Genomic DNA, 12,116 nt, shown 5'->3' with positions numbered 1-12,116 from the left:
GCCGCGCGCTCGCTCCGCTCGCTCATTCTCGTACTACTTCCGCAGCTCGATGACGGTCTTGCCGATGCGGATCGGTGCGCCCGGCGGAATGGGCGTCGGGGTGGTCAGCCGGGTCCGGTCGAGATACGTGCCGTTGGTGGACCCGAGATCCTCGACGATCCACTGCCCGTCACGGTCGGGATAGATCCTGGCATGGCGGCTGGACGCGTAGTCGTCGTCCAGCACGATCGTGGAGTCGTGGGCGCGGCCCAGCGTGATCGTCTGGCCGGCGAGGGCCACCGTGGTTCCCGTGAGGGTGCCCTCGGAGACGACGAGCTTGGTCGGCGCACCACGGCGCTGGCGCTGCTGCGGCGGAGCGGCCTGGCGGCCCGCCTGCTGCGGGGCGCCGGCGGCGCCGCCGCGGCGGGAGCCGCGCTGGGTCACTCGCGTCCCGAAGAGATCGCTGCGGATGACCTGGACGGCCACGATGACGAACAGCCACAGAACGGCTAGGAAACCCAACCGCATGACCGTCAGGGTCAGCTCTGACATTGCCCCCGCTTCACCCTTCGGCTTGCCGGTAAATGATGGTGGTACTGCCCACGACGATCCGCGAGCCGTCGCGGAGCGTAGCGCGGGTGGTGTGCTGCCCGTCCACCACGATGCCGTTGGTGGACCCGAGATCCTGGATCGTCGAGGGCGTTCCGGTCCGGATCTCACAGTGCCGGCGCGAGACGCCGGGGTCGTCGATCCGCACGTCGGCTTCCGTGCTTCGGCCGAGTACGAGCGTGGGGCGCGAGATCTGGTGGCGGGTGCCGTTGATCTCGATCCAGTGGCGCCGGGGGGCGCCGGAGTTGGCCACGGGGGCCACGCCGACGGGTCCGCCGGGGGCGGGCCGCCGTGCGCCGGGCCCGCCGGGCGGCGGGGCACTGGGCATGGGCGGGGCGGCGACCGGCGGGTAGCCGTAGCCGCCCTGCGGCGGGCCCTGGGGGGCCTGGCCGTGCGGGGCGCCGCCCGCCTGGGGCTGGGAGGTGCTGGAGGCGAGGGTGCGACTGCGGACCCGGTAGAGCCCGGTGTCGAGGTCGTCCGCCTTCTCCAGGTGGACCTTGATGGGGCCCATGAAGCTGTAGCGCTGCTGCTTGGCGTAGTCGCGGACCAGGCCCGCGAGCTCGTCGCCGAGCTGCCCGGAGTACGGGCTCAGCCGGTCGTAGTCACCGGCGCTGAGCTCGACGATGAAGTCGTTGGGGACGACGGTCCGCTCGCGGTTCCAGATGGTGGCGTTGTTGTCGCACTCCCGCTGGAGGGCTCCGGCGATCTCCACCGGCTGCACCTCGGACTTGAACACCTTGGCGAAGGTGCCGTTCACCAGACCTTCGAGTCGCTGCTCGAATCGCTTCAGAACTCCCATGGGGCACCTCCTCCGTCGTTGTCGCCCTGTACTGCTTACTGATCGTATCCACGCGTGGCGGATTCGGGTGGTTCCCCATCGGTCCTGTGAGGACGAGTGTTGGTCCTCACAAGGGATCGTAGGGGCGCACCAGGGACAGTGTCCCGCACCTGGGGCGGAGTGCGGGAGGGGCCGTCCGCGCCGGGGTGCCGGGGCGACGGGAAAGCGATGTGATTCCACCCCGTCCGCCGTGCTAATGTTTCGACGTCGCCAGGGGAACGGCCCGAAAGGGAAGAACCACTGGGGCGCTGCTCGGGCGAGTGGCGGAACGGCAGACGCGCTGGCTTCAGGTGCCAGTGTCCTTCGGGACGTGGGGGTTCAAATCCCCCCTCGCCCACATCGACGAAACGGTCGTCATCGCGAAAGCGGTGGCGGCCGTTTCGCTTTGCCCTGACGTTCCGTGGTGATCCGGGACAGAGGTGCTCCGGGACAGAAGTGATCCGGACAGAGGTGATCCAGGACACGTGCCCGGTCTCGCGGCCGCCGTCCGACTTTCGTCGTACGGGGCGCGACGAAAGAGGGCGGCCCGGCGGGGGTGCGGGTGTCTAGGGTCGGTCGCGTGGATGCGAAGGCGAAGACGCGTGCGGGCTGGGACTGGCTGAAGGGGCCGGAGCCGTGGACCGGGCGGATGCTGGCGGGGGACCTGCTGCTCGCCTCGGTACTGGCTCTGCTCGGGCTGGGGGTCGAGGAGCTCGACCACGGCTCCGGGAAGCGGATGCTGGCGAGCGCCGCGGCCGTGCTGGTGCTGACCTTGCTGCGGCGCAGGCTGCCCGCGACGACCCTGGTGATCGCGTCGGCGCTGAGCCCGTACCTGCCGGGGTCCTTCCTGGTCACGGGCCTGCTGGGCTGGTCGGCGGGGCGCCGGATCGTCGGGGTGGGACGGGCGCTGGCCGCGTTCACGATCGCCTTCCTCGCGGCGGTCGGCTTCAGCGTCCTGCACGAGTGGTCGCAGATGAGGCCGCTCCTGGTGATCGTCTTCTCGACCCTGATGTTCCTGGCCATGACGGTCATGCCGGGCCTGGCTAGCCGGTACTGGCACCAGCGCCGTACGCTGCTGCGCGCCCTCCAGGAACGCAACGGGCAGCTGCTGCGCGAGCGCGCCATGGTCGCCGGTCAGGCCAGGCTGCGCGAGCGGCAGCGGATCGCCCAGGACATGCACGACAGCCTCGGGCACCAACTGGCGCTGATCTCGGTGCACACCGGCGCGCTGGAGGTGGATCCCAAGCTGACCGACCGCCAGCGCGAGGCGGTGGGCGTGCTGCGCCAGGCCTCCGTGGCGGCCATGCACGAGCTGCGCGAGGTGGTCGGCATCCTGCGCGACGGGGTCGAGGCGCCGCTGCCCGCGCAGGAGGCGGCGCAGCCCGCCGCGCGGGGGGTGGCCGGGATCGCCGGGGTCGTGGAGGCGGCGCGCGGCGCGGGGACCGACGTACGGCTGAGCGCGTCGGGGCAGCCGCGGCCGCTGGTGGCGGCCTGCGACCACGCGGCGTACCGGATCGTGCAGGAGGCCCTGACGAACGCGTACAAGCACGCCCCGGGGGCGCCGATCGCGGTGGAACTGCGCTACGAGGACGACTCGTTGGTGGTGGAGATCTCCAACGGGCCTGCGGCGGCCCCGGGCGCGGGCGAGGTGGTCTCCGGCGGCCAGGGGCTGACGGGGCTGCGCGAGCGGGCCCGGCTGGTCGGCGGGATGGTGCACGCCGGGGTGACCGAGGGCGGCGGGTTCCGGGTGGCCGGGGTGCTGCCGTACGGGACCGAGCCGGCCGGGGTGGTGGACGTCGCGGACGACTTCGGGCAGCAGGCGCAGGCCCAGCCGGCGCTCGGGGCGCCGCCGATGGACTGGGCGGCGGTGGACCGGGAGTTGGCGGTGCGGGGGCGCGACCGGACCGGCGGGGTGGCGCTGGGCTGCGGGATCGCGGTGGCAGCCGTGGTGCTGCTGGTGATCGTCATCGGGATCTTCGCGGTCCTGATGATCGGCTCGGTCGACGACGCGATGCTCGACCGGGCGGAGTTCGACGCCGTGCGGGTGGGGGACTCGGAGCAGGAGGTCCGCGGCCGGCTGCCCTCCGGGGGGACCATCCTGACGTCGGGCATGGACCGCAAGGGGCCGCCGCGGCCGCCGGGTTCGAGTTGTGTGACGCTGCTGTCGACGGAGGAGACGGAGCTGACCACCGACAGGGTTTTCCGGTTCTGCTTCCGGGACGGCAAGCTCGTGGACAAGCAGGCGTTCGAGGTCAAGCAGTAGGAGCACGGGTGACAGCCGAAGTGATCCGCGTGGTGATCGCCGATGACGAACCGCTGATCCGGGCCGGGATCAGGATGATCCTGACCTCGGCGGCGGACATCGAGGTCGTCGCGGAGGCGGCGAACGGCCGCGAGGCGGTGGAACTGGCCCGCTCGCACGCCCCGGACGTGATGCTGCTGGACATCCAGATGCCGGTGATGGACGGGCTCAGCGCCCTGGGGGAACTGCGGCGGGCGGCGCCGGAGGTGCGGGCGCTGATCCTGACCACCTTCGGGGAGAAGGAGAACGTGCTGCGGGCGCTGGGCCAGGGCGGCGCCGGCTTCCTGCTGAAGGACTCGGCGCCGGGCGAGCTGATCGGGGCCGTGCGCGCGGCCGCGGCCGGGGACGCGTACCTCTCGCCGGGGGCGACCCGGCACGTGGTGGACCAGCTGGCGTCGGGGACGGCCGCCGCGCGCGGCGAGGAGGCCCGGCGCCGGGTCGCGGAGCTGAGCGAGCGCGAGTGCGGGGTGCTGGCCCTGCTGGGCGAGGGCCTGTCCAACGCGGACGCGGGCCGGCGGCTGCACATGAGCGAGGCGACCGTGAAGACGTACGTGAGCCGGATCCTGGCGAAGCTGGGCTGCGAGAACCGGGTCCAGGCGGCGTTGCTGGCCAGGGACGCCGGGCTGTAGATACGGTCAGCCCGTTCTGGAAGCGATCAGTGAACGGGTGGGGGCGGCGCCGATGGCGGCGGTAGCGGGGCAGCGGATTGCGGACGTGGCGGGCTTCGCGCCGCGGGTGGCGGCGGATTCGCCCAAGGCGGAGGGCCGGGCGCTGCGCACCCGCGTCCCGCGCGCGGCCCACGCGGCCTTCGTGGCGCCGGCCGGACGGCCGGACGCCGTGCGGGCGGTGGAGGAGTCCAACGTCGGGCGGGTCCCGGAGCTGACTCCGATACGGGTGGGCCGGATGGCGGCGAACCCCTTCGCCTTCCTGCGCGGGGCGGCCGGCCTGATGGCCCATGACCTGTCCGGCGGCCCGGTGACCGGGATCGGCGCGCAGATCTGCGGCGACGCGCACGCGGCGAACTTCGGCCTGTACGGCGATGCGCGCGGACGCCTGGTCATCGACCTGAACGACTTCGACGAGACCGTGTTCGGCCCGTGGGAGTGGGACGTGAAGCGGCTGGCCACCTCGCTGGTGCTGGCCGGACGGGTCGCGGGCGCGGACGAGGCCACCTGCCGGGCGGCCGCCCTGGACGCGGTCGGCGCCTACCGGCGGACCATGCGCCTGCTGGCCAGGCTGCCCGCGCTGGACGCGTGGAACGCCATCGCGGACGAGGAGCTGGTCTCGCACGCCGACGCCCACGATCTGCTGGGCACGCTGGAGCGGGTCTCGTACAAGGCCCGCAACAACACCTCCGCGCGGTTCGCCGCCAGGTCGACGGAGATCGGGGAGGACGGGGGCCGGCGCTTCGTCGACGCGCTGCCCGTGCTGCGGCGGGTCGGGGACGCGGAGGCGGCGGCCGTGTCGGCTTCGCTGGGCCCCTACCTGCAGACGCTCCCGGGGGACCGGCTGGCGCTGCTGTCCCGGTACGCGATCCACGACGTGGCCTTCCGCGTGGTGGGCACCGGGAGCGTCGGCACCCGCTCGTACGTGGTGCTGCTGCTGGACCACCGGGGCGAGCCGCTGGTGCTCCAGGTGAAGGAGGCGCGGCCCTCGGTGCTGCTGCCGCACCTGCCCGGGCTGGGCTTCGCCCCGCCGGCGCAGGAGCACGAGGGGCGCCGGGTGGTGGCCGGGCAGAAGCGGATGCAGGTGGTCTCGGACATCATGCTGGGCTGGACCACGGTGGAGGGCCGGCCGTTCCAGGTGCGGCAGTTCCGCAACCGCAAGGGCAGCGTGGACCCGGCGGCGCTGGCCGTCGGCGAGCTCGACGACTACGGGCGGATGACCGGGGCCCTGCTGGCCCGGGCGCACGCGCACAGCGCGGACCCGCGGCTGCTGGCCGGGTACTGCGGGAAGAACGAGGAGCTGGACGAGGCGATGGCGGCCTTCGCGGTGGCCTACGCCGACCGGACCGAGGCCGACCACGCGGACCTGGTGGCGGCGGTGCGCGGCGGGCGGATCGCCGCGGAGTCCGGGGTCTGAGCGAGGCGCCCCGCCCCTCCTGGCCGGGCGGGGCGGGGCTTAAGTGGCCCTCCCGGCCGGCGGGGGCGGGGTCCGCGGGCCCCGGTCCGGCGTCGCCCGTGCGGGCGGGCCGTAGGCTGGCCGGGTGAGCGAGCACACCGAGCAGAACGTCCCCGACGATTCCGCCGTCACCGAGGAAGAGCGCCCCGAGGCGCGCCTGGAGCGGGCCGTGCGGGCCGCCGAGCAGGCCCTGATCGAGTTCGAGATCGCGGTGGAGACCTTCCGGGTGGAGGTGGAGAACTTCTCCCGCCTGCACCACCAGAAGCTCGGCCCGATGTACTCGCGGCTCGACGAGCTGGACGCGCTGATCGCCGAGGCGAAGGCGGCCCGCACCGGCGATCCCGAGGACCTCCAGCGGGCGAAGGACGCGCGGGCGCTGGTCATGCCGATGCCGGGGGTGGAGGAGCTCTTCCACGACTGGCTGGGCTCGGACGGGATCTGCGACGACGCCTCCGCGATGCTCACCGACCGGCCCGTGCGGCCGCCGGAGCGGGTGCGCCCCTCGGAGGAGGTGCGCCGCCTCTACCGCGAGCTGGTCCGCCGGGCCCACCCCGACCTCGCCCAGGAGGACGCCGAGCGGGAGCGGCGCGACGCGTTCATCGCGCGGGTCAACGCCGCGTACGGGCGGGGCGACGAGGCGCTGCTGCGCGAGCTGGCCGAGGAGTGGGCGGCCGGGCCGGCGCCCGAGGCGGCGGCGCCGGGCGAGAGCGAGGAGCTGTACGCGCGGCTGGAGTGGCTCTCGCGCCGCAAGGAGCTGCTGGCGCTGGTGGCGCGGGAGCTGGAGGAGAGCGCGATCGGGTCGATGCTGAGGATGGCGCCCGACGACCCGGACCGGCTGCTGGAGGAGATCGCGGAGCAGCTGCTGGCGCAGGTCGGCGAGCGGGAGGCGGAGCTGGCCGCGGCGCTCGCCGCGGGGTGACGCGGGCCGCCGGGCGGCGGGCGGTGTCGGCTAGGTTGGACGCACCATCTGCGAGGAGAGAAGGCGACGTATGAACTTCGGACCGCTTCCCTCGGTGGACGCCGCCGCGGTGCCCTCCGAAGGCTTTGTGCTGGACGTCCGCGAGGACGACGAATGGGCGGCCGGTCACGTCGAGGGCGCTCTGCACATCCCGATGAGCGACTTCGTGGCGCGCTTCGGCGAGCTGACCGAGGCCATCGAGGACGGCCGCCGGGTGTACGTGATGTGCCGGGTCGGCGGGCGTTCCGCGCAGGTCACCCAGTACCTGGTGCGCCAGGAGATCGACGCCGTGAACGTCGACGGCGGGATGCAGGCCTGGGACGGTGCCGGACGCCCGATGGTGACGGACAACGGGAGCCCGGCCTTCGTCCTGTAGCCGCGGCTCAGCCGAGGGGGTGGGCGGCCAGCAGGTCGCCCAGGGCCTCCTCGTGCGCGGCCGCCGGGCCGAGCTGGAGTTCCAGCTGCTTGGCCCAGGCGTGGTAGCGGTGGAGCGGGTAGTCGGTGTCGGCGCCGAAGCCGCCGTGCAGGTGCTGGGCGGTCTGCACGACCCGGCGCACGCCCTCGGAGGCCCAGATCTTGGCGACCGCCACGTCACCGGAGCTCGGCAGCGGACCGCCGGCGCCGCCGGTCGCGGCGTCGAGCCGCCAGGCCGCCTGCCAGAGGGTGACCTCCATGGCGCGCAGGTCGATGTAGCGGTCGGCGGCCTGGACGGCGACGGCCTGGAAGGTGGCCACCGGGAAGCCGAACTGCTCGCGCTTGCTCGTGTACCGGCTGGTCATGGCGAGGACGCCCTCGCCGAGCCCGAGGGCCAGGGCGCAGGTCCCGGTGGCGAGGAGCTGGCGCAGCCGCTCCCAGGCTCCCGGGGTCTCGATGAGGTGGGACCGGTCCACCCGTACGCCGTCCAGGGCCAGTTCGGCGAGGCGTTCCCCGCTGGTGGAGACCTGTTCGGCGAGGGCGAGTCCCTCGGCGGTGCGCGCGACGAGCGCGAGGACGGCCTCGCCCTCGCCGGTGTGGGCCGGTACGGCGATCCAGTCGGCGCTCTGCGCCCACGGCACGGCGGTCTGGGTGCCGTCCAGGATCCAGGCCTCGCCGTCGCGGCGGGCCAGGACGGCGAGTTCGGCGGGATCGTGGCCGGAGCGGCCGTGCGCGGCGGCGGTGAGCACGAGCGTGCCGTCCCCAGCGCCGGGGAGCAGGGCGGCGGCCAGTTCGGGGCTGCCGTGGGTCTGGACGGCCATGGCGGTGGCGCAGTGCTCCAGGAGCGGCACGCGCGCCAGCACCCGGGCGGCCTCGCGCAGCACCAGGCACAGGGCGATGGCGTCCAGGCCGGCGCCGCCGTGCTCGGGCGCGAGGACCAGGCTCAGCAGGTCGGACCCGGCGAGCCTGGCCCACAGCGGGCGGTCGAAGTCGTCGGCGACGGCGCCCGGGGTGAGCGCGGGGCTGGGGACGCCGTCGGGTGCGACGTCCGCGAACACCGCCCTGGCCGCCTCGACGGCGGCCTGCTGCTCCTCGGTGAAGGTGAAGTCCACTGCCTGTCCTCCCGCGCGCGTTCAGATCTGACGGTGCGTCAAGATAGAACAGGTTCTGGGAATTGGACAGAGGAGCTCCACCGCTCCGGGCGAGCGTCCGGCCGCGACCCCGGGCCTAGCGGTCGAAGTCGATCTCCACTTCCTCGGTGACGGGGTGCGACTGGCAGGCCAGCACGAACCCGGCCTCCGTCTCCTCGGCCTCCAGGGCGAAGTTGCGGTCCATCCGGACCTCACCGGACACCAGGAACGCCCGGCAGGTGCCGCAGACCCCGCCCTTGCAGGCGTACGGGGCGTCCGCGCGGTTGCGCAGCACCGCGTCCAGCAGGGACTCGCCGTCCTGGACGGGCCAGGTGCCCGAGCGTCCGTCGAGCCGCGCGGTGACCCGGCCGTGCGAGGCGGCCGCCGAGGTGGCCCTGCGGACCGGTGCCGCGGTGTCCTCGACGTGGAAGATCTCCTCGTGCACCCGGGTGCGTGCGACGCCGAGCGCGCCGAGGGCCCGCTCCGCGCCCTGTACGAGGCCGTAGGGCCCGCACAGGAACCAGCCCGTCACCTCCGCCACCGGCAGCAGCGCGGGCAGCAGGGCCGTCAGCCGCTCCTCGTCGAGCCGTCCGGAGGGCAGCCCGGACTCCTGCTCCTCGCGGGAGAGGACCGTCACCAGCTGGAACCGCGCCGGATAGCGGTCCTTGAGGTCGGCGACCTCCTCCAGGAACATCGTCGAGGCCGCCGTACGGTCGCTGCGTACCAGGCAGAAGCGGACGTCGGGCCGGGCGGCCAGCACGGTCGCGGCGATCGACAGCACGGGGGTGATGCCGCTGCCGCCGACGATCGCCGCATAGTGCGCCGAGGCCGGTGCGGCGGCGGGGTCCAGCACGAACCGCCCGGCCGGGACCATGACGTCCAGCACGTCCCCGGCGGCGATCTCCTTGTGCGCGAAGGTGGAGAACTCCCCGCCCTCCACCAGCCGCACGCCGACCCGCAGTGCCGCCGGGCCCGGGCCGTCCGCCGCCGGGGCGGGGGAGCAGATCGAGTAGGTGCGCCGGACCTCGCCGGCCGCGTCGGGGGCGGTGCGGCGCAGGGTGAGGTGCTGGCCGGGGGCGTGCCGGTACTCCTCGCGCAGTTCCTCGGGGACCCGGAGGGTCAGTGCCACCGAGTCGTCGGTGAGCCGGTCGACTGCCGCCACCGTCAGCGGGTGGAACGCGCCGTGGCGGGGTGCGGCCATCTACAGCTCCTTGAAGTGGTCGAACGGTTCGCGGCAGGCGGTGCAGCGGCGCAGCGCCTTGCACGCGGTGGAGGAGAACCGGCTGAGCAGCTCGGTCTCGGTCGATCCGCAGTGCGGGCAGCGGACCGACAGGGTCAGCGGGACCGGCCCGCCGGCCGCGTGCGGGCGCGGCGGGGCGATGCCGAACTCGGCCAGCTTGCGCCGGCCCTCGGCGCTGATGTCGTCGGTGGACCAGGCGGGGGCCAGCACGGTGGTGACCCGCACCTCGGGTATGCCGTGACCGGTGAGGACCCGCTCGATGTCGGCCGACATGGCCTCGATGGCCGGGCAGCCGGTGTAGGTGGGGGTGAGGGTCACCTCGGCGTGGCCGTCCTCGTGCATCCGCACGCCGCGCACCACGCCGAGCTCACCGAGGGTCAGCACGGGCAGCTCGGGGTCCGGGACGGAACCGGCCAGCTCGGCCAGCTCCGCCTCCAGGCGGGTCGTCCCGGCGTCGGCGGTCACCACGACGCCCCCGGGTGGCTGCGGTGCAGGTGCTGCATCTCCGCGAGCATCCGTCCGAAGGACTCGGTGTGCAGGCCCTGCCGGCCGGCCCCGGCCGCCCAGGCGCCGGTGCGCGGCCCCTCGGGAAGGGTGAGCCCGGCCTGCTCCAGTACGCCGGTCAGCGTGGCCAGCCAGCGCCCCTCCAGGGCGGCCCAGTCCAGGCCGTCCAGGCCTTCCACCGGCTGGAACATCTCCCCGGTGTACTTCCACAGCGCGTCAAGGGCCGCCTGCATGCGGCGGTGGCTCTCCTCGGTGCCGTCACCGAGCCGCAGGGTCCACTGCTCGGCGTGGTCGCGGTGGTACGCGGTCTCCTTGACGGCCTTGGCCGCCAGGGGCGCGAACGGGCCGTCGCCGCGGGCGAGTTCCCCGTAGAGCTCGTGCTGGTGGAGAGAGAAGAAGAGCTGGCGGGCGATGGTGTGGGCGAAGTCGCCGTTCGGCTGCTCGACCAGCTGGAGGTTGCGGAAGGCCCGCTCCTCGCGCAGGAACGCCAGCTCGTCCTCGTCGCCGGCCATGGACAGCAGGATGCGGGCCTGGCCGAGCAGGTCGAGCGCGATGTTGGCGAGGGCGACCTCCTCCTCCAGCACGGGGGCGTGCCCCGCCCACTCACCGAGGCGGTGGGAGAGCACCAGCGCGTCGTCGCCGAGGGCGAGGGCGGCCGACAGGGTGACGTCGGTGCTGGTCACAGGTGGCTCACCCCCTCCGGGATGTCGTAGAAGGTGGGGTGGCGGTAGGGCTTGTCGGCGGACGGGGCGAAGAACGGGTCCCGCTCGTCCGGCGAGGACGCGGTGATCTCGGTCGAGGGCACCACCCAGATGGAGATGCCCTCGCCGCGCCGGGTGTACAGGTCGCGGGCGTTGCGCAGGGCCATCTCCGCGTCGGGGGCGTGCAGGCTTCCCGCGTGCGTGTGCGAGAGGCCGCGCCGCGAGCGAACGAACACCTCCCACAGGGGCCAGTTCTGCGTCATACCCGTGCCTCCTCGTTCTTCTTGTTCACGTGCTTGTCCGCATACGCCGCGGCCGCGTCCCGCACCCACGCGCCGTCCTCGTGGGCCTTGCGCCGCTGGTTGATCCGCTGCTCGTTGCAGGGGCCGTTGCCCTTGAGCACGTTCCAGAACTCGGACCAGTCGATGGCGCCGAAGTCGTGGTGCCCGCGCTCCTCGTTCCACTTGAGGTCGGGGTCGGGCAGCGTCAGGCCGAGGGACTCGGCCTGCGGGACGGCGATGTCCACGAACCGCTGGCGCAGCTCGTCGTTCGAGTGGCGCTTGATCCGCCAGGCCATCGACTGCGCCGAGTGCGCCGACTCGTCGTCCGGCGGGCCGAACATCATCAGCGACGGCCACCACCACCGGTCGACGGCGTCCTGGGCCATCGCGTGCTGGGCCTCGGTGCCCTTGGAGAGGGCCATGAGGAGCTCGAAGCCCTGGCGCTGGTGGAAGGACTCCTCCTTGCAGATGCGGACCATCGCGCGGGCGTAGGGACCGTAGGAGCAGCGGCAGATCGGCACCTGGTTGGTGATCGCGGCGCCGTCCACGAGCCAGCCGATGGCGCCGACGTCCGCCCAGGTCAGGGTGGGGTAGTTGAAGATCGAGGAGTACTTCTGCTTCCCCGAGTGGAGCTTGTCGAGCAGCTCGTCGCGGCTCGTCCCGAGCGTTTCGGCGGCGCTGTAGAGGTACAGGCCGTGGCCCGCCTCGTCCTGGACCTTGGCCATCAGGATCGCCTTGCGGCGCAGCGAGGGCGCGCGGGTGATCCAGTTCGCCTCGGGCTGCATGCCGATGATCTCGGAGTGCGCGTGCTGGGCCATCTGGCGCACCAGCGAGGCGCGGTACTCGTCGGGCATCCAGTCGCGCGGCTCCACGCGCTCGTCGGCCGCCACGGCCGCGTCGAATGCCGCCAGGAGCTGTGCGCCCAGGTCAGCGGTCATGCCTGTGCCGTCCGTCCCGTCTGTCCCGAGGGCCGCGTCCGGTCCCGTTTCCGGTGTCACTGCCACCATTGCGGCCCCCTGTGAGAGTCTGCCGTCCGCCCGACCGACCGATCGTTCGGTTC

13 protein-coding genes and 1 tRNA gene are annotated in these 12,116 nt (G+C 73.5%); 6 read left to right on the top strand and 8 right to left on the bottom strand.

The genetic code is table 11. From position 1 onward, the window contains the following. Positions 1-33: 33 nt before the first annotated feature. Complete coding sequence (locus tag ACF059_RS20385) at positions 34-531, bottom strand: FHA domain-containing protein (RefSeq protein WP_360897191.1); 498 nt, start codon at positions 529-531, stop codon at positions 34-36. Between the two features lie 10 nt (positions 532-541). Then, positions 542-1,387, bottom strand: coding sequence for a DUF3662 and FHA domain-containing protein (locus ACF059_RS20380; RefSeq protein ID WP_360897194.1), 846 nt, complete (start codon positions 1,385-1,387; stop codon positions 542-544). A 293-nt stretch (positions 1,388-1,680) separates the two neighbouring features. Between ACF059_RS20380 and ACF059_RS20375 the strand changes: the two genes are divergently transcribed. The 6 genes from ACF059_RS20375 (at position 1,681) to ACF059_RS20350 (ending at position 7,162) form a co-directional block, all read left to right on the top strand. After that, positions 1,681-1,763 (top strand) — tRNA-Leu (locus ACF059_RS20375). Positions 1,764-1,985: 222 nt separating this feature from the next. Then, entirely contained in the window at positions 1,986-3,668 is a 1,683-nt protein-coding gene (locus ACF059_RS20370; RefSeq protein WP_392059050.1) for a sensor histidine kinase, read from the top strand. 8 nt (positions 3,669-3,676) lie between these two features. Further along, a complete protein-coding gene (locus tag ACF059_RS20365) occupies positions 3,677-4,336 on the top strand; it encodes a response regulator transcription factor (protein WP_360897198.1) in 660 nt (219 codons plus the stop codon). 52 nt (positions 4,337-4,388) lie between these two features. Continuing rightward, positions 4,389-5,789: a DUF2252 domain-containing protein gene (locus tag ACF059_RS20360; RefSeq protein ID WP_392059047.1), complete on the top strand. Its 1,401-nt coding sequence runs from the start codon at positions 4,389-4,391 to the stop codon at positions 5,787-5,789. A 124-nt stretch (positions 5,790-5,913) separates the two neighbouring features. Further along, complete coding sequence (locus ACF059_RS20355; protein WP_392059044.1) at positions 5,914-6,747, top strand: J domain-containing protein; 834 nt, start codon at positions 5,914-5,916, stop codon at positions 6,745-6,747. A 70-nt stretch (positions 6,748-6,817) separates the two neighbouring features. Beyond that, positions 6,818-7,162: a rhodanese-like domain-containing protein gene (locus ACF059_RS20350; RefSeq protein ID WP_366866058.1), complete on the top strand. Its 345-nt coding sequence runs from the start codon at positions 6,818-6,820 to the stop codon at positions 7,160-7,162. A gap of 7 nt (positions 7,163-7,169) precedes the next feature. Here ACF059_RS20350 and ACF059_RS20345 read toward each other — a convergent pair whose 3' ends face one another. The 6 genes from ACF059_RS20345 to paaA all read right to left on the bottom strand — a co-directional run bounded on the left by ACF059_RS20345 (position 7,170) and on the right by paaA (position 12,063). Further along, positions 7,170-8,312 (bottom strand): acyl-CoA dehydrogenase family protein, encoded by a 1,143-nt coding sequence (locus ACF059_RS20345; protein ID WP_392059041.1) that lies wholly within the window; start codon positions 8,310-8,312, stop codon positions 7,170-7,172. 115 nt (positions 8,313-8,427) lie between these two features. Beyond that, positions 8,428-9,531, bottom strand: a complete 1,104-nt coding sequence (locus ACF059_RS20340) for a 2Fe-2S iron-sulfur cluster-binding protein (protein ID WP_392059037.1) — start codon at positions 9,529-9,531, stop codon at positions 8,428-8,430. Beyond that, the gene (paaD, locus tag ACF059_RS20335; RefSeq protein ID WP_361949295.1) at positions 9,532-10,038 is read right to left on the bottom strand and encodes a 1,2-phenylacetyl-CoA epoxidase subunit PaaD; all 507 of its coding nucleotides are present in this window, start codon (positions 10,036-10,038) and stop codon (positions 9,532-9,534) included. Further along, positions 10,032-10,736, bottom strand: coding sequence for a 1,2-phenylacetyl-CoA epoxidase subunit PaaC (gene paaC / locus ACF059_RS20330; RefSeq protein WP_366866208.1), 705 nt, complete (start codon positions 10,734-10,736; stop codon positions 10,032-10,034). The genes paaD and paaC overlap by 7 nt, the downstream gene beginning before the upstream one ends. 17 nt (positions 10,737-10,753) lie before the next feature. Next, positions 10,754-11,038 (bottom strand): 1,2-phenylacetyl-CoA epoxidase subunit PaaB, encoded by a 285-nt coding sequence (paaB, locus tag ACF059_RS20325; RefSeq protein WP_030009045.1) that lies wholly within the window; start codon positions 11,036-11,038, stop codon positions 10,754-10,756. After that, positions 11,035-12,063 carry a 1,2-phenylacetyl-CoA epoxidase subunit PaaA gene (gene paaA, locus ACF059_RS20320; protein ID WP_392059033.1) on the bottom strand — a complete coding sequence of 343 codons (1,029 nt, stop codon included), beginning with the start codon at positions 12,061-12,063 and terminating at the stop codon, positions 11,035-11,037. Before paaA ends, paaB begins: the two co-directional genes overlap by 4 nt. Positions 12,064-12,116: the final 53 nt, after the last annotated feature.

The organism is Streptomyces sp. NPDC016562 (genome assembly GCF_043076955.1).
GTDB lineage: Bacteria > Actinomycetota > Actinomycetes > Streptomycetales > Streptomycetaceae > Streptomyces.
This window is presented reverse-complemented; position numbering and strand designations above follow the sequence as displayed.